Origin of the sequence: Pseudomonas sp. BMW13, from assembly GCF_013357275.1 — a bacterium.
GTDB classification, from domain to species: Bacteria; Pseudomonadota; Gammaproteobacteria; order Pseudomonadales; family Pseudomonadaceae; genus Aquipseudomonas; species Aquipseudomonas khazarica.
Window position 1 is genome coordinate 48,273 of record NZ_SUKD01000015.1, and the last position, 23,371, is coordinate 71,643.

Genomic DNA, 23,371 nt, shown 5'->3' on the forward strand with positions numbered 1-23,371 from the left:
TACGCTTGACCTGAGGAAGTATCACCCCACTGTAGGCAAGGCCGCCTAACCCTGACCCTTGAGCGCGTGGAGTGGCTTCTATGGATAAGTTTGGCGCGATGCGAATCCTCTGCCGGGTGGTGGACCTGGGGTCGTTCAGTCAGGCCGCCAACTCCCTCGGCGTGCCCAGTACGCGGATTTCACAGCTCGTATCCGACCTGGAGAGCGAGCTGGGAGTACGGCTTCTGCAGCGAAGTACGCGGGTCATGAAGCTGACCGTCGACGGAGCGGCTTACGTGGAGCGCTGCCGGCAGATCCTGGACGATGTCGATGAACTCGAAGCGAGCATGAGCGGTGCGGTCAGTGCACCGAAAGGCTACCTGCGGGTGGATGCCCAGACCTCGATCTGCCGCTGGATTCTCGCGCCCCGCCTGACCGAGTTTCGCCGTCGCTACCCCATGATCCAGCTTCATCTGGGTGTCTATGACCGGGCTCGGCATCTGCTGGAAAACGGCATCGACTGCGCCATACGCAGTGGTCATCTCAATGACTCATCGCTCATCGCCCGTCACCTCATGGATGTGTCGTTCCAGCTGTATGCAAGCCCGGGATACCTGGAGCGCTTCGGTGTGCTGGATTCACCGGGGTGCCTCGAACAGGCCGATTTGCTCGGCTGGTTCAACTCCGAGTCGAATGCTGCGAAGCCCTGGTGTCTGTACTCGGAAGACGTCGAGTACGACCTGAAGAAGTCCCCCGGGCTGGTGTTCGACGACCCCGAGTCTGCGGTTTCTGCGGCGCTGGAGGGGGGCGGGATAACCCTTTCTCCGCGCTTTGCCGTGGACAGCCATATCGCCCAGGGACAGCTGGTCCCCGTGCTTCCGGCATGGCATTTCATGGCGCAGCCGGTGCATATCGTCTACCCGACCAGCCGCCACCTTTCGGCCCGGGTTCGGGCGTTCGTCGATTGGGCCGTTGAAGTGATGTGCCCGGACGGGGCATTTCCCCGGCCCGCCCTGGCGCGCTCCCAGCAGGCACCGGACCGGCGCCCTGGATGATGCGGCGTCCCTGGCCTGTCTATCGTTGTCGTTCAAGGTGACTCATATGGACAAGTTGAGTGCGATGAGGACCTTCAGTTGCGTGGTCGAGCATGGATCGTTCAGCCGGGCTGCCGATGTGCTGGGTATACCCAAGGCCCGGGTATCCCAACGGGTCGCCGATCTGGAGAAAGTGCTGGGTGTGCGCTTGCTGCACCGTACCACCCGTGCCGTCAGCCTGACTGCCGATGGCCTGGTGTATGCCGAACAGTGCCGGCAGGTCCTGGACAGCATCGAGGAACTCGAGGCGCGCCTCGCTGGGGGGACGAGCTCGCCCAGGGGGCGCTTGCGAGTGGAGACGCAGACGGCGTTCAGCCGATGGATACTGTCTCCGAAACTGATCGAGTTTCGCGATCGCTATCCGCAGATCCAGGTATTGCTCGGTGCCCACCATCAGGTGAGAAACCTGCTCGAGGACGGAATAGATTGTGCCATCCGCGGAGGCCCTGTTGATGACTCTTCGCTCAGTGCGCTCCACGTGATGGATGTGCATGCCGGCCTTTATGCCAGCCCGGGCTACCTGCAGGATTTCGGGCCCACTGCAGAGCCAGAGATGCTCGAGCGGGCCGACCTGGTGGGCTGGTTCGACCCGAGAACCAACACGCCGAGGCCCTGGTTCCTGCGTTCGGGCGCATCCGCGTACGATCTGAAGCGTCCGCCGAGGCTGCTGCTGGATGACCCTGAGTCCGCGGTTGCCGCCGCCACGATGGGCGCAGGCATCACGCCTGCTTCCCCGTTTGCCGTGGAACACCTGGTGAGGCAAGGTCGGCTGGTTCCGGTATTGCCTCAGTGGCACCTGCGACCGCAGCCCGTGCACATCGTCTATCCGGCCAACCGCTTCCTGTCGGCCAGGGTCCGGGCCTTTGTCGATTGGGCCTTTCAGATGATGAGCAACGACGCCAAGCTGCACCTGCGTCCGCACGACCTCGTGGTGATCAGCCATGCCGGGGCAGCTGCCTCGACCCCTTAGGCCGGTGCTGGCCTCAGTCATCCCCTCGCCAACGCCGCCGCGCATGCTGGTAGGCATCGAGATCGCTGTAGCCCAGACGGGTGGCAATCTCCGCAGGCACCACGCCCTGCAACTGCAGCTGCTGCTCCAGCTCCAGACGTACCAGATCGAGCAACTGGCGGAAACTCAGTCCCTGCTCCTCCAGGCGCCGACGCAATGTCCGCGAGCTCAGGTGCAAGGCGCTGGCTTGCTCCTCCAGCCCGGGTACGCGCCCCTCACTCAGCACACGGCGCATGCCCTGGGCTGCCTTTCCCGCCCAGCCACTGAGCTGATGTTGACGAGCCAGGCAGCGATCCAGCTCCTGGCAGACCACCTCGAACATCCCGGCATGACGAGTCTGCAACGGTACCTTGCGGTCGGCATGTGAATAGACCAGCCGGTTGCTTGGGCAGCCGAAACGCACGGATTCACCGAAGACCCTCCCGTAGTGTTCGTGGTAGCTCGGGCGAGGGTGGGCGAAGTCGATCCGCATGGGTTGCAGCTGGCCCGAGTTGGCCTCGTTGGTCAGCGTCATGCACATGGTGAAATAGTGCTCGATGATGAAGCGTGCCAGCATTTCCGGCGCCTCCACCCACACCTCTATCGCGGCGCCGGCCTGCTCCTCGACATAGTTCACATGGTCCATGTCCGACGCCAGACGCGCATAGCGGGCCCAGAAACGCAGCGCCTCGTCGACGTTCGCGCAGTACTTGCTGGCGTGCGCCAGCATGTGGCGATCCTGTGCGCTGAAGTGGGCGAACAGGTTCAGGCCGATGGCGGGGTCGTGCTGCTGCGCTTCGGTCAGCAGTTGCTCCAGGCTGAACATGCTGTAGTCGCCCTCGCGGCAGCGCTGAGTGCCACGCAGGTAGCGTTCCAGTACCTCCCCCAGAGCGCCGCGGTGATAGCGCTGCAGATTGGCCACTCCTAAGGGGATTCTGTCCATTTCGCGCCTGCCACTGAGTGAGCTCTACAGGCTTTCATTATCCGTGTATCGCCCAGTTGGGCAAACCGACAAGAGCAGCCAGGAGCGCGCACCTACTCACCGACAACTCAACACGTGTCGTCGTGGCCCAGCCTCCCGACGACAGCAATGGCGACGTTCTTCAGTCGGGCGAAGTCGTCGGGGCGTCACGGCTTGCGGGTCGAGCGATCGAGCACAGCTCGAGCTGCGATCCGCAAAAAACCGTCTGTTGCAACCTACAAGAACAAGAGAAGAGGTACTCATCCCATGAACGCCCATCATCTGCCCTGGCGGCAGGCACGCCTTGCCGTTGCCGCCAGCCTTGCCAGTTTCGCTTGTGTGCCGTCATCGGCGCTGACCTTCCAGCTCGGCGAAATCGAAGGCCAGTTAGACTCGAACCTCTCGGTCGGCGCGGCTTGGGCGCTGCGCAACCCCAAGCCAGAGCTGATCGTCTACCACAGCGGCGACGATGGTCGGCGCAACTTCGAGCAGGGCAAGACCTTCTCGAAGATCTTCAAGGGCATTCACGACCTGGAGCTCAGGTACGGCGACAGCGGCGTGTTCCTGCGCGGCAAGTACTGGTACGACGTCGAGCTCAAGGACGAGCATCGTGAGTACAAGGCGATCGACGACCGCGAAGCGAAGGAGGGGGCCAAGTCCGCCGGCGCCCAGGCGCTCGATGCCTTCATCTATCACAACTACCTGATCGGTGAGCTGCCAGGCGCCGTGCGCCTTGGCAAGCAGGTGGTGAGCTGGGGCGAGAGCACCTTCATCCAGGGCGGCATCAACAGCATCAATCCGCTGGACGTTGCCGCCCTCCGCCGCCCGGGCGCGGAAATCAAGGAAGGCCTGATACCGGTGAACCTGTTCTACCTGTCGCAGAACATCACCGACGACCTCTCCGTGGAGGGCTTCTATCAGCTGGAGTGGGATCAGACGGTGGTCGACAACTGCGGCACCTTCTTCTCCCAGACCGATGTGATCGCCGAGGGCTGCGATCAACTGCGCACGGGGCCGGCTCTCGATCGGAGCGCTACCGCCCAGACGGCGCTTGCCCCGTTCGGCATCGAGCTGACGGGGGAGGGCGTCAAGGTGCCGCGCAGTGCCGACCGCGATGCGCGTGACAGCGGTCAGTGGGGAGTGGCGTTGCGCTGGTTCGCCCCGCAGTTGAACAGTGAATTCGCCGGCTACTTCATCAATTACCACAGCCGTCAGCCTTATTTCAGTACCACGACCGGGCCGAATACCCGCAATCTCGATTTCGCTCCGCAGCTGTGCGCCCACCTCGGCATTCCCAGGCCGGGTTGCGCCGGTTTCATCGGCAGTGCTGCCGGGCAGGGCCTGGTGCAGGCATACCGTCTGGGAAGCGCGCGTTACTTCGCCGCCTTTCCGGAGGACATCCGCCTCTATGGCCTGAGCTTCAATACCAGCCTGGACAGCGGTACCACGCTGGCGGGCGAGATCAGCTACCGGCCGAACATGCCGGTGCAGATCAACCCGCTGGACCAGGTGCTGGCAGTGCTCGGGAGGGGAGCTGCCACGCCGCTGGTGAGTTCCGGCGACACGGCACTGGGCAACGACATGGACATCTATGGCTACCGCCGCAAGGAGGTCACCCAGGCGCAGATCACGGCCACGCATTTCTTCGATCAGGTGATGGGTGCCGACCGGCTGATACTGGTCGGTGAGGTTGCCAGCTCCTGGGTCGGCGGACTGGAGGGCAAGGGAGGCGTGCGCTATGGCCGCAGCACGCTCTACGGGCCGGGCGAGCTGTACCCCGACAATGCCCTCTGCACCGGTGCCACCAACGCCAGTTCGCCAGGCAACTGCACCGACGAAGGCTTCACCACGCGCCATGCCTGGGGCTATCGGGTACGGGCGATCTGGGAGTTCAGCAACCTGATCCCCGGTGTACAGCTCAACCCCAATCTGGCCTGGTCCCACGATGTCAGCGGCTACGGCCCGGAGCCGGGGTTCAACGAAGGGGCCAAGGCCATCAGCCTGGGCCTCGATGCCAGCTACCTCAGCACCTACAGCGCCAGCCTGTCGTACACCGACTATTTCGGCGGTGATTACAACGTCAACGTGGACCGCGATTTCGTGGCGCTGAGCGTTGGCGTGTCATTCTGAGCGGAGAGCGAACATGCACAAGACACCTCTGATCCTTGCCGTCCTGGCCGCCCTGATCTGTGGCAACGCTCAGGCAGCCGTCTCCGCCGAAGCAGCCGCCACGCTCGGCACCCGCCTGACCCCGGTCGGCGCGGAGCGCGCCGGCAATGCCGACGGTTCGATTCCCGAATGGACGGGTGGCCTGCCGAAGGAAGCCGGCCGCCTCGATGCCGCCGGCTTCCTGAGCAATCCATTCGAGGCCGAGCAGCCGCTGTTGGTCATCACGGCGCAGAACGCCGAGCAGCATCGCGAGCAGTTGAGTGCGGGGCAGATGGCGATGCTCAAGCGCTACCCGGACAGCTATCGCCTGCGGGTTTTTCCCACCCACCGCAGTGCCGCGCTGCCGGACGAGGTCTACCAGGCCATCGCCCGCAACGCGCGCCTGGCCAGGCTGGTGGAGGGGGGCAATGGTCTGCAGGACCTCGACACCGCCTATCCCTTCCCGATCCCGCAGAGCGGGCTGGAAGTGCTGTGGAACCACATTACCCGCTACCGCGGTGGCAGTACCCGGCGCAGCCACGTGCAGGCCACTCCGCTGGCCAGTGGCACCTTCACCCCGGTGCACTTCCGGCAGCAGCTCAGCTACCGCGACAAGATCAAGGGCTATGACCCGCAGAACCCGGGCAACGTGCTGTTCTACTACAAGCAGACGGTGACCGCGCCGGCGCGTCTTTCCGGTGACGTGGTGCTGGTTCACGAGACCCTCGATCAGGTCAGGGAGCCGCGCATGGCCTGGCTTTACAGTGCCGGCCAACGGCGTGTGCGGCGTGCCCCGCAGGTGGCCTACGACGGCCCCTATCCGGCCTCCGAAGGCCAGCGCGTGGCGGACAACCTGGACATGTTCAACGGCGCGCCGGATCGCTACGACTGGAAGCTGCTGGGCAAGAAGGAAGTCTACATCCCCTACAACAACTACCAGCTCGAATCGCCGCAACTGAAGTACACCGACCTGGTCAAGCCCGGGCACATCAACTCCGACCTGACCCGCTACGAGAAGCACCGCGTCTGGGTGGTGCAGGCCACACTCAAGGACGGGCAGCGCCACATCTATGCCAAGCGCGAGCTGTATATCGACGAAGACACCTGGCAGATCGCCCTGGCCGACCATTACGACGCACGCGGTACGCTGTGGCGCGTCGGTGAGGGCTACAGCAGCTACCGCTACGACCAGCAGATTCCCTGGATGGGCGTCGAGGCGCTGTATGACCTGCTCAATGGCCGCTACATCGCCTCGGGCATGCGCAACGAGGAGCGTGGCGGCCTGGAGTTCGGTTTCGAAGCGCTGGCAGCCGAGTACACCCCCACCGCGCTGCGCAATGCCGGCGTCCGCTGAAGGAGAGCCTGACATGTCACTGAACAAGAAATGGCGCCTGGGCTTGGGCATCGCTGCCGCTGTGCTGGGGGGCTTGGGTCTGGCTGGCTACAACCTGATCCAGCAGGCCAGGGACACCGCGCAGGCCTACCTGTTCGGTTTCCCTCTGGTGATGATGGAGGTCACCAAGCAGCACCAGATGCTGATCGGCACCAGTGCGATGAACCGCTTCAACCACGCCAAGCGCTTCCCTGATCCGGAGTTCAATGGCGTGGTGTCGCCGAACATCGACACGCTCTACAGCATCAGCCACTTCGACCTGCGCCGCGAGCCGCTGGTGATGGAGATTCCCGACACCCGTGGGCATTTCTACATGATGCAGATCATGGATGCCTGGAGCAATGTGGTGACCAGTCCCGGGACCCGCACCATCGGCACGGCCGCCAGGCGCTATCTGGTGGCCGGGCCGGATTGGCAGGGCGAGACGCCCGCAGGGCTGGAACTGATCCGGGTGCCGACCCAGCTGGCCTGGCTGATCGGCCGCATCAGAAGCGCCAATCAGCAGGAGTACCAGGCGGTCACCCAGTTGCAGGAGCGCTTCAGGCTGATGCCGTTGAGCACCTGGCAGGGACAGCCGGCGGGAGCAGCGGCGCCGGTGGCCATGGTCGAGCTGCCGCGACTGGCGCTGAGCCCGTCACCGGATCGCCAGGTCGCCAGCTGGAGCCAGGACGAGTTCTTCGCCACCTTCTGCCAGTTGCTCAAGGACAACCCGGCGAGCGCCGCCGACGCGCCGATGATGCAGCGCATCCGGGCGACCGGTCTGCTCGGCCCGGGTTGCCTGGCGCGCCTGTCACCCTTGCAGCGGCTCGGCAGTGCCCTTGGTTACGAGAAGGTGCTGGAGGTGATGGCCAACAGCAAGCAAGTGCTGGAACAGTTGCCGACCTTCAACGGCTGGCGGATCGGTTATGACCTGGGCGACTACGGTACCCGCTACGAGCAGCGGGCGATCGTGGCGAAGGTCGCCCTGGGTGCCAACCTGGCGGCGGACGCGATCTACCCCAACCTGTGGAATGACCAGCAGGGCCAGCCCCTCACAGGCGCGCATCGCTACGTGCTGCACTTCGGCAAGGAGCAACTGCCGCCAGTGCGCGCCTTCTGGTCGCTGACCCTCTACAACGGTCAGCAGTTTCTCAGTGCCAATGCGCTGAAGCGCTATGCCCTCAGCGGTGACAGCGACCTGCACTACAACGCCGATGGCTCGCTCGACCTGTATGTGCAGCACGAGCAGCCCCAGGCGCCCGAGCAGCTGAGCAACTGGCTGCCGGCCCCGGCGGAGGACTTCAGCCTGTTCCTGCGCCTGTACTGGCCCAGGAAAGCGGTGCTGGACAAGCAGTGGGTGCCGCCGGCCATCCAGCGTTTGCCATGAGCAACCTGAATACGGAAAAACGTTCATGAACGACCTGAAGCTGTCCCCCTGCCTGCTGCGCAAACCGCGTACGCTGTGGCGTCGCCTGCTGCTTCTGGGCGTGCTGGCTGCGCTGCTGAGCGGCGGTCTGGCGTGGAGCCAGCGCGAAACCCTGGGCCTGGCGGCTCGGGGCTATGTGTTCGGCTATCCGCTGGTGCTGGCTGACCTTACCCGGCACGACTTCGTCAGCGACATCGCGCCGGCCAATCGCCTGGTGCACATGCCGGCCTTTCCCGACGCGGATTACCGCGTGTTCGTGCGGCCCAACGTGGACACCCTCTACACCCAGGCCTGGCTGGACCTGGATGCCGGGCCCTGGGTGTTCGAAGTGCCGGCCAGCCAGCGCTACCTGCTGATGCAGTTTCTCGATGCCTGGAGCAACGTCTTCGCCAGCCTTGGCAGTCGCACACTCGGCAGCCAGGGCGGAAGCTTCCTGCTGGTCGGCCCGCACTGGGACGGGCAGGTGCCGGCAGGGCTGACCCTGCTGCGTTCACCGACGCGTCTCGCCTGGTTGCTGGGACGTATCCAGACCAACGGCAAGGCCGACTACCCGACGGTGCACGCGATCCAGGCCGGCGTGCGCTTGCGCAGCCTGCAGGACTGGCAGCAGGGCAGCGCCAGCCCGGCGCTGCCATTCGCCATGCCGCAGAGTTCCAGGCCAGCTCCGCTGTACCAGATGCGGGGGCTGAGCGCGCAGGACTTCTTCGCTCGCCTGGCCACCCTGCTGCAGGACAACCCCGCCGCGCCTGCCGACAGCGCCGCCGTCGCCGAGCTGCGCCAGCTTGGCGTACGCGCTGGTGCAGCACCGCAGTGGAACTGGCTGCAGCGACAGACCGTGCGCCTGGGTATCTGGCTGGCCGGGCGCGAGATGCAGCGGGCGCTGCAGGACACGCAAGGGCTGGTCAACGGCTGGCGTGAGCCACCGCTGCATATCGGCGACTACGGCACGGATTACGGGCTGCGCGCGGTGGTGGCGATGGCGGGTTTCGGTGCGAACCTGGCAGCCGACGCGATCTACCCGAACGCCAATCTCGATGGCCAGGGCCAGCCGCTGCAGGGGGGACGACGCTACCGCCTGCATTTCGCCGCCGGCGAGCTGCCGCCGGCCAGGGCGTTCTGGTCGGTGACGGCCTATGACGGTGACGGTTACCTGATCGCCAACCCGCAGCGTCGCTATGCGCTGGGTGACCGCGACCCGCTGCGCTACAACGCCGACGGCTCGCTCGACCTGTGGTTGCAGCGCGAGGCACCGGCCGCCGAGCAGCAGGGCAACTGGTTGCCGATTCCACCCAGCGGGCCGTTCAGCCTGACCGGGCGCATCTACCTGCCGGAGCGGCGCCTGCTCGACGGTCAGTGGCACATGCCGGCTATCGAGCGCCTGTGAGGCCCGACACGCCGGCAGCGCCGCATCGCGCGGGCACAGTGGCGTCATTACTGCGCCATGGAGCCCCATTTCTGTTGCGCGACGTAGGCCAGCAGGTAGTCGAAAAAAGCCTGGGCGGCGGGTGAGATCACACGATCCTTGCGCACCAGCAGGTGGAACTTGCGGCGTACCGTGGGCTCGCTCAGGGTCCGGGTCTGCAGCTGGTAGAGGCTGAGCAGGGAGCGCGCATAGGGCAGGCATACCGTTACACCCAGGCCGGCGCTGGCCATGCTCAGCGCCGTGGTCATGAAGGAGACTTCCTTCGTCGGCGCGTAGTTGAGCTGGTCCGACGCCGCGTGCAGTTCCCGGCGGAGGATCTGCGTGTACTCGCCTTCCAGAGAGATGAGCGGGTGGCCCAGAAACTCCGCCCAGGTCAGGTGCTCATGCCGGGTCAGCGGATGCTGTTGTGGCAGCACGGCGACGAAGGGCATGTCGAACAGCAGGTGCGCCGCGATGTCCCGGTTTTCCGTGCGCTCCGGGCCGATCCCGAAATCCACTTCACCACCCTGTACCCTCGGCAGCACGTCCTCGACCAGGCTGTCGGACAGGCGCACGTCGACCCCTGGGTACAGCTGCGAGAACGAGCTGACGACATCGGTGAGCAGCGTGCAGGCCATCAGTTGCGGCGCAGCGACGCGCACGGTGCCCGACTTGAATTCCTTGATATCCGTGATGGCCCGAAGTGCTTCGTCGAGGTCCTGGAGGATGCGTGCGGTCAGCGGCAGGAACTCTTTGCCGACGCTGGACAGCTCTACCTTGCGCGTCGTGCGGTTGACGATCTGCACCCCCAGCGCCTGCTCGAGCTCCTTGATCAGGCCACTGAGCGTGGGTTGGGTGATGTGCAGGGCCGTGGCGGCTTCGGTGAAGCTCCCGAGCTTGGCCAGCGTGACGAAGGCGCGCAACTGGCGCAAGGTAACATTCATCGTTTGTTCCGATAAGTTGATCGAAAAATACCATTTGTTCAATAAGTGCATCGGTCATCCAATGTACACGTATCTCGGTCAAGCGGAGACAAGTCATGTTCAATGATCCAACGCCGGGCAATGCAGGGCGCGCACGCCCTGGTCGCCGTGACGCTGGCGGCCCATCGCCGTTCCTCGAGCACGCGCCATCTGCACAAGGACCTCGCGTATGAGCGCCGTGCAGACCATCGACATTCCTTCGGTCATCGACAGCAACAGGCTCAGCCGCAGCCAGCTCTGGATCCTGATCATGGTGGGGCTCACCGTGGTCATGGATGGCTTCGACGTGCAGTCGATGGGCTACGTGGCCCCGGCCATCATTGCCGACTGGGGCGTGAGCAAGGCCGAGCTGGGGCCGGTGTTCGGCGCAGGGCTCTTCGGCATGCTGGTGGGTTCGCTCACGCTGAGCGTGCTGGCCGACAAGATCGGCCGCCGCCCCGTACTCATCTGGGCCACGGTGTTCTTCTCGCTGTGCATGCTGGTGACGGCCCACGTGACGAGCATTGGCCAGTTGCAGGTGATCCGCTTCGTCACCGGCCTTGGCCTCGGCGCCATCATGCCGAACGCGCTGGCGCTGGTGGGTGAGTTCAGCCCCCGGAACAAGCGCGTCACCCTGATGATGCTGGTGTCCTGCGGTTACACCGTCGGCGCGGTGCTGGGAGGCCTGGTGTCGGCCTGGATGATTCCCCTGTGGGGTTGGCAGTCGGTGTTCTATCTCGGCGGCATTTTCCCGCTGCTGATCGCGGCGCTGATGTACGTGTACGTGCCCGAGTCCATGCAGTTTCTGGTGGTCAAGGGCCGACGCCTGGATGAAGTGGGCAGGACGCTGCGCAGGATCGACCCCTCGCTGAAAGTGGATGGCAGTACCCGCTATGCCCTGGCGGAGACCGCGCAGGGTGGCGCCCCGGTGGTGGAGCTTTTTCGCGAGGGACGCGGCGTGGCGACTGTCCTGCTGTGGGTGGTGAACTTCATGAACCTGCTGAACCTGTACTTCCTCTCGAGCTGGTTGCCGACCATCGCCACCAGTGCCGGCCTGTCCACCTCGACGGCCGTCATGGTGGGCACCACGCTGCAGGTCGGGGGTGTGCTCGGCACCTTGCTGATGGGGCCGGTGATCGACCGCATCGGCTTCTTCAAGGTACTGGTGCCGTGCTTCGCCCTTGCCGCACTCAGCATCGCGCTGATCGGGCAGCCGGGCATCGGCTTGCCCCTGCTGTTCCTCGTGGTGACGGTGACCGGTTTCTGCATCATCGGCGGCCAGCCGGCGGTCAACGCCCTGGCCGCGACCTACTACCCGACCGCGCTGCGTTCCACCGGCCTGGGCTGGAGCCTGGGCATCGGGCGCTGGGGCTCCATCGCCGGTCCCGTGCTCGGCGGCCTGCTGATCCAGTTCGAGTGGAGCAACAGCGAGATTTTCCTGGCGATGGCCGTCCCCACGGTGATCGCCGCGCTGATGCTGTTCCTGTTCGCCCATACGGGAGGTACTGCGTCTGCACCTGCAGCACGGGTCGACGGCGACATCGTGCACTGATGGCCGGAGCCAGCCTCTGCTCCACGTTCCTGACGGCCGCCTGGCGGGGCAGGTCGTCATCTCGCATTGAAGGAGTGAAATCATGACCGTCAAACCTGATTCCGCAACCCGTGACGACCTGTGCTACCTGCACGGCTTCGGCAACGAGTTCAGCAGCGAGGCGCTGGCAGGTGCATTGCCGAGCGAACAGAACTCGCCGCAGCAGTGCCCCTATGGGCTGTACGCCGAGCAGTTCTCGGGGACGGCATTCACGGCGCAGCGCCATCTCAACAGGCGCTCCTGGCTGTACCGCATCCGGCCGTCGTCGATGCACCAGCCATTCGAGCGCATCGACAACGGCCAGCTGGTCAGTGATTTCAGTGACACCGAGGCTTCGCCCAACCAGTTCCGCTGGAACCCGTTGCCGCTGCCGAGCGAGCCGACGGACTTCCTCCAGGGCATGGTCACGATGGCCGGCAACGTCGATATCGCGGTGCATCTGTATGCGGCGAACCAGTCCATGGGCCGGCGTGCCTTCTACAACGCGGATGCGCAGATGCTGATCGTGCCGGAGCAAGGCCGCCTGCACATCACCACGGAGTTCGGCCTGATCGACGCCGAGCCGCAGGAGGTCGTGCTGATCCCGCGCGGCGTCCGTTTTCGTGTCGGCCTGCCGGATGGCAGCGCGCGCGGCTACATTTGCGAGAACTTCGGCGCGGACCTGAGGCTGCCGGACCTGGGGGTGATCGGCTCCAATGGCCTGGCTGCGGCGCGGCATTTCCAGGCGCCTGTCGCCTGGTACGAGGACGTCGAGGGTGAGCACGAGCTGATCGCCAAGTTCAGCGGCAACCTGTGGCGCGCGAAGATGGGCCACTCGCCGTTCGATGTCGTGGCCTGGCAAGGCAGCCATGTACCGTACAAGTACGACCTGCGGCGCTTCAACGCAATCGGCTCGATCAGCTACGACCACCCGGACCCGAGCATCTTCCTGGTCCTGTCCGCGCCCACTGCCGTGCCGGGGCTGGGCACCCTGGACTTCGTGATCTTCCCGCCGCGTACCCTGGCGATGGCGCATACCTTCCGCGCCCCCTGGTTCCACCGCAATGTGGCGTCCGAGTTCATGGGCCTGATTCACGGTGTCTACGACGCCAAGGCCGGGGGCTTCGCCCCGGGCGGCAGCAGCCTGCACAACCGCTTCACCGGCCATGGGCCCGACGCCGAGACCTTCGAGAGCTCATCCACGCGCAATATCGATCAGCCGGACTACATCAAGGACACGATGGCCTTCATGTTCGAGACACCGATGCCCCTGATCCCCACGCCCTACGCCATGCAGTCACCGCACCTGCAGCGCGACTACGCACAGTGCTGGCAGGGCCTGAAAAAGCACTTCAACCCGGACCGCAAGTAAGCGCAGGACAATCGACACATGGCTACCTTGAACGAAACCCATGACCCTTCGCTCGTCAGCTGGGTCGAGTCCGCCAACCTGAAGGGCAGCGACTTCCCCATCCAGAATCTGCCGTTCGCGGTTTTCCGCCGCCGCGGCAGCGACGAACCCTGGCGCGGCGGCGTCGCCATCGGCGAGCAGATTCTCGATATGCACGCCGCCTTCGCTGCCGGCATCTTCAGCGGTGATGCGGCCGCCGCCGCAGGCGAGGCCAGCCTGAACCGCCTGATGGACATGGGGCCGGCGGCGTGGTCCGACCTGCGTCTGGCACTGTCGCGGGCGCTGCGCCCCGGAGCACGCGAGGCCGTTGTGCTGCATCGCTGCCTGGTCGCGCAGGCCGATGCCGAATACAGCCTGCCGGCGCAGGTTGGCGACTACACCGATTTCTATACCTCGGTGCACCATGCGACCAACATCGGGCGGCTGTTCCGCCCCGACAACCCGCTGATGCCCAACTACAAATGGATTCCCATCGGCTACCACGGGCGTGCCTCCAGCCTGATCGTGTCCGGCGAGAACTTCCATCGTCCCTGCGGGCAGATCCTGCCGCCAGGCGCCAGCGCACCGGTCTTCGCGGCCAGCAGGAAACTGGACATCGAACTGGAGCTGGCGGTGTACATCGGGCGGGGCAACACCCATGGCCAGGCCATTCCCCTGGCCGAGGCCGAGAGCCATGTGTTTGGCGTGTCGCTGCTCAACGACTGGTCGGCGCGTGACATCCAGGCCTGGGAATACCAGCCGCTCGGTCCGTTCCTGGCCAAGAACTTCGCGTCCACGCTGTCGCCATGGATCGTCACCCTGGAGGCGCTGGCCCCATACCGCACCGCACCACCGGTGCGTGACGCCGAGGACCCAGAGCTGCTGCCTTACCTGAACGCCCCTGGCGACCGTGAGGAAGGCGCGCTCGACATCCAGCTGGAAGTCCTCATGCAGACCGCGCGGATGCGCGCCGAAGAGCAGGCCGCCACGCGGCTGAGCGCCACCAACTACCGCCACGCTTACTGGACCCTGGGGCAGATGGTCGCGCATCACACGGTCAATGGCTGCAACCTGCGCGCGGGCGACATCCTGGGCACCGGCACGCTGTCCGGCCCGACGCTCGACCAGGCGGCCGCGCTGATCGAACTCACGGTGGGCGGCAAGCAGCCTGTCGTGTTGCCCAATGGTGAGCAGCGTACCTTCGTGGAGGATGGCGATCGCATGGAACTGCGCGGCTGGTGCGAGAGGGCTGGCGCTGCGCGCATCGGCTTTGGCGAGTGCGCGGCCACCTTGCTGCCGGCGCTGGCCTGAGCGAAGGGGGCCTGAAGCGTGCTCAAGCTCTACACCTATTTCCGCAGTTCGGCGTCGTACCGCGTGCGTATCGCGCTCAACCTCAAGGGGCTGGCCTGGGATGCCGTGCCGGTGCACCTGCTGAAGGACGGTGGCCAGCAGCATGTGCCCGATTTCGCTGCGCTCAACCCGAATGAGCTGGTGCCTGTCCTGAGTGATGGCGATGCGACCCTGGTGCAGTCGCTGGCCATCATCGAGTACCTGGACGAGTGCCATCCTCAGCCGCCACTGCTCCCGGCAGATCCGCTGGGCCGCGCGCGCGTGCGGGCGCTGGCCCAGACGATCGCCTGCGAGGTCCACCCGCTGAACAACCTGCGGGTGTTGCGCTATCTGGAGCGGCAGCTCGATATCGACGCCGACGGCCGCAACGCCTGGTATCGGCACTGGGTCGAGCGTGGCTTCAGCGCCGTGGAACGCATGCTGGCCGAGTCTCCCGACACCGGTCGCTTCTGCCATGGCGACACGCCCTCGCTGGCGGATTGCTGCCTGCTGCCGCAGGTCTTCAATGCCGAGCGTTTCAGGGTGCCGCTGAGCGCCTATCCGACGATACGGCGGATCGTCGAGCAGTGCCGGCAGCTGGAGCCCTTCCAGTCGGCCGCCCCCGAGGCGCAGCCGGACGCCGAGTGAGCGGCCATCCGGCGAGGGAAACGTGGCACCGGCACCATCGCCATGCCGGACCAACCTGAACATCGGTTACCACTTCTGACGCGACGCTCGGCGGCTTGCCTCAGTGGCCGCTGCCCAGTGTCACGCTCCTGGGCTTGGGCGCCAGCCACACCGCGATGGCGGCCAGCACGAAGCCGACGGCGGCGGCCATGGAGAGGTTGAGCACGCCCAGCGTCGCGGCCTGCACTTCGATCAGCTGTTCGAGTGCCACGCGTGCCTGTTCGAAGCTCAGCCCCGCCTGCTGCAGCAGACTCATCGCCCCTTCAGGGTCGTTCAGACTCGCAGTCAGTTCGGAGCGGGACGTGCGGCCCTGCCAATCCCAGGCGGTCATCGCCACTGCCGTGCCGATGGCACTGGCGAGCGTGCGGAGAAAACTGAGTAGACCTGCGGCGGATGTCTGCTCCCTTTCCGGAACGCTGCTGACGGCGAGGGCACTGAGCCCGACGAAGAACAGGGACATGCCCAGGCCATGCAGAAGGTGGGGCATGACCAGCGTCCAGTAGCCGACATCGGTGTTCCAGTCGGCCCGCAGGGTCGAGACGAACGCCATCCAGAGCAGGCCGATCGAGATCGTGACGCGTGGATCGACCTTGCCGATCAGACCGGCGGCGATGGGCGAGGTCAGAACGGCGAAGAAGCCCAGCCAACCGACGACATAGCCGGCATGCGTCGCGGTATAGCCTGCCGTCTGCTGCAGCCAGAGTGGCGTCAGCACCACCTGCGAGAAGAAGGCGGCGAACCCCAGCGACATGGCGAGCGCGGCGAAGGTGAAACCGCGATGGCGGAACACGCGCAGGTCGACCACCGGGTTGCTCGCGGTCAACTCCCAGAGTACGAACGCAGCGAAGGAGATGGCGGCGACGATGGCGAGCACGATGATCAGGTTCGAGCTGAACCAGTCCTGCAGGCGACCTTCATCGATCATGATCTGGAACGAGCCCACCGACAGGACGAGCAGGATCAGCCCGATGACGTCGATCCGTGCCTTGATGCGTCGGGTCTCGAACGGCTTCATGAACGCCAGGCAACCCATGACGACGATGGCGACCACCGGAAGGTTGATGAAGAAGATCCAGGGCCAGGACCAGTTGTCGCTGAGCGTGCCGCCGAGAATGGGCCCCAGAATCGGCGCGGTGGTGGTGGTCATCGCCCAGATGCCCAGGCCCGCTCCAGCCTTCTCCTTGGGAAATATCTGCATCAGCAGAATCTGCGAGAGCGGCATCAGCGGGCCCCCGGCAAACCCCTGCAGGACACGGAACGCGAGCAGTTGCTCGATCGACTGGGCAAGGCCGCACAACAGCGAGAAAAGGCCGAAGCCAATGATGGAGAACAGGAACCAGCGAACCGTGCCGAAGCGCATGGCGAGCCAGCCGGTGAGGGGAACGGCGATGGCATCGGCAACCGCGTAGCTGGTGATCACCCAGGTTCCCTGCGTCGCGGAGGCGGCCAGCCCACCGGCGATATGCGGCACCGCGACGTTGGCAACGGTGGTGTCGAGGACGACGACGAAGTTGGCCAGCCCGAGCGCGAAAGCTGCTGCCGCGAGGCGCATGCCTTGCAGCGGCTGGGGCGTGATGGCCATGGCTTCGGCAGATGCAGTGCTGCTCATGGCTACTCTCCGCGGGTATCGACAGTGACGTCCATCGACAGACCCACGCGCAGCGGATACGCCTTCAGGTCATCGGGTTCCAGGGCGATTCGCACGGGCAGGCGTTGCACCACCTTGATCCAGTTGCCGGTCGCATTCTGCGCCGGGATCAGCGCGAAGGCCGCTCCCGTGCCGCCGTTGAAGCCGACCACCGTACCGCGGTAGGTGACCCCGCTGCCGTGGTAGTCCGAGGTCAGCTCGGCGGGCTGTCCAATACGCAGGCGCTCGAACTGGCTTTCCTTGAAGTTGGCGTCGACATAGACGCTGGCCACCGGCACCACGATCATCAGCGGTGCGCCTGCAGCAACACGCTCGCCAACCTGCACCTGCTTGTTGGTGACGACGCCGTCGAACGGCGCGCGGATGACGGTCCGTGACAGATCGAGCTCCGCTCTGTCGAGCCGTGCTTTGGCCATGGCGACATTCGGCGAGGTGTCGATGGTCAGCCCGAGCGTGAGTACCTCGGCCGCACCGAAGTCGCCGTCGGCGGAGCCGCGAACCGCCTGGGCGGAATTGATCGCCGCCTCGGCAAGGTCACGTGCGGCCAGTGCCGACTGGTACGCCGTGCGCGCCGCCGTCAGGTCTTCGGCAGACACCGCGCCGGTTCCGGCGATGCTCTCTCGCCGGGCGAGTTCGGCGCGTGTACGCTCGACCGCCGCCTTGCTGTCGCGCAGCTGGGCTTTCGCCTGCAGTATCTCCGCATCCCTCGCCGTTACGCGGGCCTGCGCCGCACTGGTGCTGGCCTCCGCCTGCCGGTAGTGCTGGCGGGCCTGCGCCAGTGCCGCCCTGGCTTCAGCGACGGCCACCTGATATTCGGCATCGTCGAGAACCACCAGGATCTCGCCCTTCCTGACCTCCTGCGTATCCGCCACGGGAACGGCCTGGATGGGACCCGCGACCAGGGCGGTGATCTGCGCGGAGTCGGCACCCACATAGGCATTGTCGGTATGCACCCGTCCTTGCTGGGTGAGCACGTACCAGACGGCGAAGAGCCCGGCGATCAGCAGGATCACGAGCAGCAGCAGCGGGAACAGTTTCCTGCGCTTCGCCAGGTTCTGCGCGTCCAGCGCTGCCGATGCATCCTCAAGCGTGTTCGTCGTTTCATGAGTCATCATCTGTTTCCTACCGTCTGCGGTTCCTGGTATCCGCCGCCGAGTGCGCGGATCAGAGCGATATCGAGCTGTAACCTGCGGCCCTCGAGCTCGACCACCGAGCGGTCGAGGGCGACCATGCTGTCTTCTGCCGTCAGGTGGACGATCTGGTTGTCGAGCCCCGCCCGATAACGCAGTCCCGTGAGCCTGGCGGCTTCTCTTGCTGCCTGCGCCGCGTCGTGGCGCCTGGCGAGCTGGCGGTCGGTCGCCGCACGCACGGCGACGAGGTCGGCGACGCTGCGCAGGGCTGCGACCAGGGTGCCGTCGTAGCTTGCGACCGCCACGTCGTAGTCGGCACGGGCACCTCGGTAGCGCCCCTGCAATCGCCCGCCCTGGAAGATCGGCAGGCTGATCGCGAGCCCCGCATCGCCGTAGCTGGAACCCGAGCCGAACAGTGTCGAAATGCCCAGCGACTGGACGCCGACCAGGGCCGACAGGTTGACGTTTGGATAGAACTCGGTGCGCGCGACCTTGATCCGCTTCGCGGCCGCTTCGGCACGCAGACGTGCCGCAGTGATGTCGGGGCGGCGGCCGATCAGCTCGATCCCGGCGTCGGCGGGGAGGGCGAGTCGCGGTGACGCGAGGGTTGGTCGAGTGATGTGCCGGCCACGATCAGGTCCCGCGCCGAGCAGGGCGGCGAGGCGATTGCGCGTCGTCGCGAGTGCTTCGTTCAGGGTTTCCACGTCCGCATGCGCAGAAGCTTCGCGGCTTTCTGCCTGTTTCTCCGAAGCTCGGTTTTCGAGCCCGGTGCGCACGCGGTCCCTGGTCAGGGTCGCGCTGGCGGCGCGCACCTGGACGGCCCTGTTCGCGACGTCCAGCGCATTGTGATAGGCGGCGAGATCCGTATAGGCGGAGGCTATTTCGGTGCTCAGCATCAGCCGAGCCTGGGCCGCATCGATGCGCGTCGCTTCAGCTTCGGACGTTGCGGCGGCAAGTGCGGCGCGGTTGCGTCCCCACAGATCGATATCGAAACTGAAGGTCGCATTCACCTGGCCAACATCGTCGATGCCATTGGGGACGAATTGCGGCTGAGGCGACATGTTCTCGCTCTGCTGCACGCCTCCGGCGCTGGCCTCGGCCCCGACACTGGGCAGCAGTGCGGCCCCGACCTGTTGTGCCAGCGCGTCCGCCGCCCGCACTCGTGCAGCGGCGACGGCGATATCGGGTGATCCCGCCAGTCCCTCCGCAATCAGGGCATTCAACTGAGCGTCGTCGAAGCGTTTCCACCAGCCCTCCACGGGCCATTCGCCAGCGGCGTCGGGCAGGCTTGCGTTCGAGTCGAAGGCCGATGCGCTCGCCGGCGAGGGCTCGGGGCCCAGATCAGGAATGCTCTCGCAACCGGGCAGCACGGCCAGCCCGACCGTCAGGACTATCGATCCGCATGCCGTGCTCAGGGGATGCGAAGGGCGGCGGCTCATGAGTGCCTCCTATAAATGAACTGTACGGTATTAATATCGAGGCTGGTCTGGGCCGTCAATAAGAATGTACAGTTCGGTTCAGAAAAGGCGGGAAGGCCTTGCGCGACAGGTACCCGTCGCCAGGCAGCGATGCCTCAAGGGGAACATGAGCCCCGATGCTCGCGCAGGTTCAGCAGTTTGACGGTGAGGTGGTAATGAGGGTGAAAACCAACGAGCGGCGTCAGTCGATAATCGACGCGTCGCGGGAAATCTTCCAGGAGATCGGCTACGAGCGCACCAGCATGGCGATGATCTCGAACAAGGTCGGTGGCTCCAAGGCGACTCTCTACAGCTACTTCAAATCCAAGGAAGAGCTGTTCGCGGCGGTGATGCTCGAGTCGGTCGAGGCACAATGCGATGCGTTGCTGGGCATCCTGGATGATGGCAGTGCAGACGTCGCTGAGTCGTTGCAGCGCTTCGGCGAGGCCTACGTCGACATCATCACCTCCCCGGAGTGCCTGGCAGTCACCCGCTGCACCATCGTGGAGAACGGAAATCCCGAGCTGTACAAGGCGCTCTTCGACAATGGTCCGCGCCGTGCGGAAATCGCCATCAGTGCCTACCTGGTCCGTTTCATGGAACAGAAGGTTCTTCGCGCCGCCGACCCGGACCTGGCGGCCCTGCACCTGAAGGGGTTGCTCGAGGCGGGCATCAAGGACCCGCTGCTGTGTGGTGCGCAACCGGCCGTCGTTGACTTCAGGCAGGCGGTGGCGGCGGCGGTGGATACCTTCCTGCGCGCGTACCGAGCCTGATCCGGGGGCTGCTGCGCACGGATGAAGGGCGGTATTCAGCTGTCGTCTTTCATGGGGGCATGCACGTAAAATCGACGGCCTATGAGCCAGCGAAAAATTATCCACGTCGACTGCGACTGCTTCTACGCGGCAATCGAGATGCGCGACGACCCGAGCCTGGCCAGCCGCCCGCTGGCGGTGGGCGGTTCTGCGGATCGGCGTGGGGTGATCGCCACCTGCAACTACGAGGCGCGGGCGTATGGCGTGCGCTCGGCGATGTCCTCGCGACATGCGCTGAAGCTGTGTCCTGACCTGCTGATCGTCAAACCACGTTTCGAGGCCTATCGCGCGGTTTCCCGCGAGATCCACGCCATCTTTCGCCAGTTCACCGATCTGATCGAGCCGCTGTCGCTGGACGAGGCCTACCTCGATGTCAGCGACTCGCCGCATTTTTCCGGCAGTGCCACGCGTATCGCTCAGGAAATCCGTCGGCGCGTGGCGCAGGAGCTGCACATCACCGTATCGGCGGGCGTGGCGCCGAACAAGTTCCTGGCCAAGATCGCCAGTGACTGGCGTAAGCCCAACGGGCTGTTCGTCATCACGCCGGATCAGGTCGACGACTTCGTCGCCGAGTTGCCGGTGAACAAGCTGCACGGGGTCGGCAAGGTCACGGCGGACAAGCTGACGCGTCTGGGCATCCGTACCTGCATGGACCTGCGCGACTGGAACAAGCTGGCGCTGGTGCGTGAGTTCGGCAGTTTCGGCGAGCGCCTGTGGCGCCTGGCGCATGGCATCGACGAGCGCGCCGTGCAGGTGGACAGCCGACGCCAGTCATTGAGCGTCGAGCACACCTTCGATCAGGACCTGCCGGACCTGGAGAGTTGCCTGCAGAGGTTGCCGGCGCTGCTCGAGGAAATGCGCGGTCGCCTGCTGCGTCTGGATGCCAGCTATCGGCCGGACAAGCCCTTCGTCAAGGTCAAGTTCCATGACTTCACCCAGACCACCCTGGAGCAGGCGGGCGCCAGCCTCGATCTGGACAGTTACCGGCTGCTGCTGAGCAACGCCTTCGCCCGGGGCGAGAGGCCCGTACGTCTGCTTGGGGTCGGCGTTCGCCTGCACGACATGCGTGGGCGCCAGGAACAGCTGGATCTGTTCGCCTGACAGGAAGCGGGGCGCTCAGCGACAACGGCATTGTCGCTGAGCGCCGCCTACAGTGGCGTCACTCGGCCCAGAGGCGGATCGGCTTGCCGCTGGCCGGCCACAGTTGCAGCTGGCCGATGGCGTTGAAGTCCCAGCGCTGCACCTGGCCCAATGCGGCGAGGAAGCGCTGCTCCTGCTCCATCAGGGCCGGGGCGCACAGCTTGCGCGTGCTGCCGGGGGCCTCGAAGCGCAGGTGTTCGCCATCCAGCGTGTAACCGGCGAACCAGTGGTTGCAGCCCGCGTTGCCGTGGGCACGACCGTCGGCGGCGAAGGTGATGGTCAGGTGGCTGCGGTCGATCAGCGGGCGTTCACCGATCCATTCGACGCGGTAGCTGTGCTCGGTTTCCAGTTGCGGTGCATCGCTGGCGCAACCGACCAGCGTCGTTGTCAGCAGGGCGAGGGGCAGGGCGCGGTGCATGGTCAGGCCTCCTGGCAGGTGCGGCACAGATGACGACCGGCGTCGTTGCGCCAGCCCAGTTCGACGATGCGTGCCTCGGCAGCCGGGGCCTGGGCGGCCTTGCCAAGCGCCGCGTCGACGGCGAATTCGAAGTCCAGCTGCTTGCCACAGCCATCGCAGTTGACCTGCCAGTTGTGAATGGCCAGCTCCTTGAACTGCGGGCCTTTGCACACGGCCAGCCATTGGCCGGGCGGATTGATCAGGTGACGGACCTTCTCCACCTGCAGGCGCATGTGCAGGTCACGGCTGCCCTTGAGGGTGACCAGCAGGACGTCGTTGGCCTGGATCGAGCCGCCGTTGCCGGTGACCTGGTAGCGGCCCGGCGCCAGCGCGCGGCATTCGGTGAGGGTGTGTTGCGGGTTGAGCAGGGTGTAGCGGAAATCGTGTTCGGCCATGGGTCCTCCGGATCAGCCGGCATGCTATCACGCGCCGGCCTTGACCTCATTGCCCGGCGTGCCCGCGACCCAGGCGGCGATGTTGTCCAGCGTGGTGCGGGCGATGGCGCCGAGCGCTTCGCGGGTCAGAAAGGCCTGATGCGCGGTGATGATGACGTTGGGGAAGGTCAGCAGCCGGGCCAGGGTGTCGTCCTGCAGCGGGCGGTCGGAGTGATCCTCGAAGAACAGCTCGGATTCCTCTTCATAGACATCCAGCCCCAGGTAGCCGAGCTGGCCGCTCTTCAGCGCGGCGATCAGCGCGGGTGCGTCGACCAGCGCACCACGGCCGGTATTGATCAGCATCACGCCGGGTTTCATCTGTGCCAGGCGGACGCTGTCGATCAGGTGGTGGCTGGCCTCGGTCAGCGGGCAGTGCAGGCTGAGGATGTCGCTGCCGGCGATCACTTCATCGAGCGTGGCTTGACGGGCGCCGAGGGCCTCGAGCCCGGCCAGCGGGTAGGGGTCGTAGATCAGTACTTGGCAGCCGAAGCCGTGCATGATGCGGGCGAAGGCCTGGCCGATCTTGCCGCCCCCGACCACGCCCACGGTCTTGCCGTGGAGGTCGAAACCGGTCAGCCCATGCAGGGAGAAATCACCTTCGCGGGTACGGTTGAAGGCGCGATGGATGCGCCGGTTCAGGGCCAGCACCAGGGCAACGGCGTGTTCGGCCACCGCGTGCGGCGAATAGGCCGGCACCCGCACCACCGGCAGCCCCAGGCGTTGCGCTGCCTGCAGGTCGACATGGTTGTAGCCGGCCGAACGCAGGGCGATCAGGCGTGTGCCCTGGGCGGCCAGGCGCTCCAGCACCGGGGCGGACAGCTCGTCGTTGATGAAGGCGCAGACCACCTCGCTGCCAGCGGCCAGCGCCGAGCTGTCCAGGGTCAGGCGCGCCTCGTGAAAGTGCAGCTGCCAGTCGGATGGCGCGCCGGCCGCGAGGAAGGATTCCCGGTCGTAGGGCTTGCTGCTGAACAGACAGATACGCATG

The 23,371-nt window shown here is 65.5% G+C and carries 20 protein-coding genes; 12 read left to right on the forward strand and 8 right to left on the reverse strand.

Going from position 1 to position 23,371, the window contains the following annotated elements; genetic code table 11:
• Positions 1-80 precede the first annotated feature (80 nt).
• Together E4487_RS12880 and E4487_RS12885 are read left to right on the forward strand one after the other, a co-directional pair.
• Positions 81-1,034 carry a LysR family transcriptional regulator gene (locus E4487_RS12880; protein ID WP_175253532.1) on the forward strand — a complete coding sequence of 318 codons (954 nt, stop codon included), beginning with the start codon at positions 81-83 and terminating at the stop codon, positions 1,032-1,034.
• Positions 1,035-1,080: 46 nt separating this feature from the next.
• A complete protein-coding gene (locus E4487_RS12885) occupies positions 1,081-2,043 on the forward strand; it encodes a LysR family transcriptional regulator (RefSeq protein ID WP_150609042.1) in 963 nt (320 codons plus the stop codon).
• Positions 2,044-2,056: 13 nt separating this feature from the next.
• Here E4487_RS12885 and E4487_RS12890 read toward each other — a convergent pair whose 3' ends face one another.
• Positions 2,057-3,004 (reverse strand): AraC family transcriptional regulator ligand-binding domain-containing protein, encoded by a 948-nt coding sequence (locus E4487_RS12890; protein WP_175253533.1) that lies wholly within the window; start codon positions 3,002-3,004, stop codon positions 2,057-2,059.
• Between the two features lie 285 nt (positions 3,005-3,289).
• Between E4487_RS12890 and E4487_RS12895 the strand changes: the two genes are divergently transcribed.
• The 4 genes from E4487_RS12895 to E4487_RS12910 are packed head-to-tail and all read left to right on the forward strand — an operon-like array spanning position 3,290 to position 9,352.
• Positions 3,290-5,152 (forward strand): DUF1302 domain-containing protein, encoded by a 1,863-nt coding sequence (locus E4487_RS12895; RefSeq protein ID WP_175253534.1) that lies wholly within the window; start codon positions 3,290-3,292, stop codon positions 5,150-5,152.
• A gap of 13 nt (positions 5,153-5,165) precedes the next feature.
• Positions 5,166-6,524, forward strand: coding sequence for a DUF1329 domain-containing protein (locus E4487_RS12900; RefSeq protein ID WP_175253535.1), 1,359 nt, complete (start codon positions 5,166-5,168; stop codon positions 6,522-6,524).
• Between the two features lie 13 nt (positions 6,525-6,537).
• A complete protein-coding gene (locus E4487_RS12905; RefSeq protein ID WP_175253536.1) occupies positions 6,538-7,929 on the forward strand; it encodes a DUF1254 domain-containing protein in 1,392 nt (463 codons plus the stop codon).
• Between the two features lie 25 nt (positions 7,930-7,954).
• A complete protein-coding gene (locus E4487_RS12910; protein WP_175253537.1) occupies positions 7,955-9,352 on the forward strand; it encodes a DUF1254 domain-containing protein in 1,398 nt (465 codons plus the stop codon).
• Between the two features lie 47 nt (positions 9,353-9,399).
• Here the strand turns inward: E4487_RS12910 and E4487_RS12915 are convergent, their stop codons facing one another.
• Positions 9,400-10,314 (reverse strand): LysR family transcriptional regulator, encoded by a 915-nt coding sequence (locus E4487_RS12915; RefSeq protein WP_175253538.1) that lies wholly within the window; start codon positions 10,312-10,314, stop codon positions 9,400-9,402.
• Positions 10,315-10,522: 208 nt separating this feature from the next.
• Between E4487_RS12915 and E4487_RS12920 the strand changes: the two genes are divergently transcribed.
• The 4 genes from E4487_RS12920 to maiA all read left to right on the forward strand — a co-directional run bounded on the left by E4487_RS12920 (position 10,523) and on the right by maiA (position 15,269).
• Positions 10,523-11,884, forward strand: a complete 1,362-nt coding sequence (locus E4487_RS12920) for an aromatic acid/H+ symport family MFS transporter (RefSeq protein WP_175253539.1) — start codon at positions 10,523-10,525, stop codon at positions 11,882-11,884.
• Positions 11,885-11,966: 82 nt separating this feature from the next.
• Complete coding sequence (hmgA, locus tag E4487_RS12925) at positions 11,967-13,274, forward strand: homogentisate 1,2-dioxygenase (protein ID WP_150609059.1); 1,308 nt, start codon at positions 11,967-11,969, stop codon at positions 13,272-13,274.
• Between the two features lie 18 nt (positions 13,275-13,292).
• The gene (fahA, locus tag E4487_RS12930) at positions 13,293-14,603 is read left to right on the forward strand and encodes a fumarylacetoacetase (protein ID WP_175253540.1); all 1,311 of its coding nucleotides are present in this window, start codon (positions 13,293-13,295) and stop codon (positions 14,601-14,603) included.
• Between the two features lie 18 nt (positions 14,604-14,621).
• Positions 14,622-15,269, forward strand: a complete 648-nt coding sequence (maiA, locus tag E4487_RS12935; protein ID WP_175253541.1) for a maleylacetoacetate isomerase — start codon at positions 14,622-14,624, stop codon at positions 15,267-15,269.
• Between the two features lie 100 nt (positions 15,270-15,369).
• Here maiA and E4487_RS12940 read toward each other — a convergent pair whose 3' ends face one another.
• From E4487_RS12940 to E4487_RS12950, 3 genes are read right to left on the reverse strand one after another with little or no spacing between them, the layout of a single operon-like run.
• Positions 15,370-16,917 carry a DHA2 family efflux MFS transporter permease subunit gene (locus tag E4487_RS12940; protein ID WP_175253542.1) on the reverse strand — a complete coding sequence of 516 codons (1,548 nt, stop codon included), beginning with the start codon at positions 16,915-16,917 and terminating at the stop codon, positions 15,370-15,372.
• A 2-nt stretch (positions 16,918-16,919) separates the two neighbouring features.
• Positions 16,920-18,068, reverse strand: a complete 1,149-nt coding sequence (locus E4487_RS12945; protein ID WP_175253543.1) for an HlyD family efflux transporter periplasmic adaptor subunit — start codon at positions 18,066-18,068, stop codon at positions 16,920-16,922.
• Positions 18,068-19,525 (reverse strand): efflux transporter outer membrane subunit, encoded by a 1,458-nt coding sequence (locus E4487_RS12950; protein WP_175253544.1) that lies wholly within the window; start codon positions 19,523-19,525, stop codon positions 18,068-18,070. The genes E4487_RS12945 and E4487_RS12950 overlap by 1 nt, the downstream gene beginning before the upstream one ends.
• A 194-nt stretch (positions 19,526-19,719) precedes the next feature.
• Here E4487_RS12950 and E4487_RS12955 point away from each other — a divergent pair, with 194 nt between their 5' ends.
• Positions 19,720-20,316: a TetR/AcrR family transcriptional regulator gene (locus E4487_RS12955; RefSeq protein WP_175253545.1), complete on the forward strand. Its 597-nt coding sequence runs from the start codon at positions 19,720-19,722 to the stop codon at positions 20,314-20,316.
• An 81-nt stretch (positions 20,317-20,397) separates the two neighbouring features.
• Entirely contained in the window at positions 20,398-21,456 is a 1,059-nt protein-coding gene (dinB, locus tag E4487_RS12960; RefSeq protein WP_037053613.1) for a DNA polymerase IV, read from the forward strand.
• 58 nt (positions 21,457-21,514) lie between these two features.
• Here dinB and E4487_RS12965 read toward each other — a convergent pair whose 3' ends face one another.
• From E4487_RS12965 to E4487_RS12975, 3 genes are read right to left on the reverse strand one after another with little or no spacing between them, the layout of a single operon-like run.
• Positions 21,515-21,913 (reverse strand): META domain-containing protein, encoded by a 399-nt coding sequence (locus E4487_RS12965; RefSeq protein ID WP_037053611.1) that lies wholly within the window; start codon positions 21,911-21,913, stop codon positions 21,515-21,517.
• A gap of 2 nt (positions 21,914-21,915) precedes the next feature.
• The gene (locus tag E4487_RS12970) at positions 21,916-22,347 is read right to left on the reverse strand and encodes a hypothetical protein (RefSeq protein WP_175253546.1); all 432 of its coding nucleotides are present in this window, start codon (positions 22,345-22,347) and stop codon (positions 21,916-21,918) included.
• Between the two features lie 27 nt (positions 22,348-22,374).
• Positions 22,375-23,370 carry a 2-hydroxyacid dehydrogenase gene (locus E4487_RS12975; protein WP_175253547.1) on the reverse strand — a complete coding sequence of 332 codons (996 nt, stop codon included), beginning with the start codon at positions 23,368-23,370 and terminating at the stop codon, positions 22,375-22,377.
• Position 23,371 lies beyond the last annotated feature (1 nt).